Source organism: Lacihabitans sp. CS3-21, from assembly GCF_024343675.1.
GTDB lineage: Bacteria > Bacteroidota > Bacteroidia > Cytophagales > Spirosomataceae > Leadbetterella.
On record NZ_RJUD01000050.1, the window covers coordinates 1 to 406 of the forward strand.

General features: G+C 42.6%; 1 pseudogene. It reads right to left on the reverse strand.

The features are described from left to right. Nucleotides 1-406, reverse strand: a pseudogene (locus tag EGI24_RS14250) (hypothetical protein); the annotation flags it as partial.

Here is a 406-nt window from a genome sequence, read left to right on the forward strand (position 1 = left end):
GAACGCCTCCTATAGTAATTTTAACAATATTACTGTTTGGACTTTCTCCACATGAGTTTTGGCAAACAGCCGCATAATCTCCAGCTTGCGTAATTTTTATTGAAGCACCAGTTGCATTGTTAGACCATTTAACTGTACCTGAGCAGTTGGTAGCTGTCAAAGTGATTTCCTCATTTCCACAAATCTCAGTTTTGTTAGCAGAAATCACTGGTGCTACTGGTGATGGACTCGTTCCGATGGTTATCGTGTTTGAGTTTCCAGATGTTCCACAACTTGTCGTACACGTTGCCGTATAAGTTCCAGCTCCTACTTCTTTGGTAGTGCCTACTCCGCCACCTGACCATGTAATCGTTCCTCCTACACATCCTGTTGCTGTAATTGTCGCTTTATCTGTTCCACAAACAGT